The sequence below is a fragment of the Alcanivorax sp. UBA3183 genome, assembly GCF_002364155.1.
GTDB classification, from domain to species: domain Bacteria; phylum Pseudomonadota; class Gammaproteobacteria; order Pseudomonadales; family Alcanivoracaceae; genus Alcanivorax; species Alcanivorax jadensis.
The window spans coordinates 4109-4528 of sequence record NZ_DEXN01000025.1 but is presented as its reverse complement, the minus strand read 5'-3'; the positions used below and the strand labels follow the sequence as shown (position 1 = coordinate 4528).

1 pseudogene is annotated in these 420 nt (G+C 65.7%); it reads right to left on the bottom strand.

The features are described from left to right. Positions 1-420: pseudogene (gene copA, locus B3Q33_RS10020) on the bottom strand (Cu+ exporting ATPase); the annotation flags it as partial.

Genomic DNA, 420 nt, shown 5'->3' with positions numbered 1-420 from the left:
CTTGCTGCTAGTCTGCAGGGCGTCACCTTCACGAATCAGAATGCCGTGCTCGGCGGCCTTGCCGACGCCGACCATCACCGACATGGGCGTGGCCAGCCCCAGCGCGCAGGGGCAGGCAATGATCAGTACCGTGGTGGCGCTGATCAGCATGTGGGTGATACGCGGCTCCGGCCCCAAATTGAACCAGGCCATGGCAGCGACCACGGCGATCAGCATGATGGTGGGAACGAAGACGGCGGAGACGTCGTCGGCCAGGCGACCGATGGGCGGCTTGCTGCCCTGGGCCTTTTTCACCAGCGCCACGATGCGTGATAGGGCGGTGTCCTTGCCCACGGCGGTGGCCCGGTAGAGCAGGGTGCCTCCTTCGTTCAGGGTGCCGGCGCTGACCGTATCACCGATGGTCTTGCTCACCGGCATGGG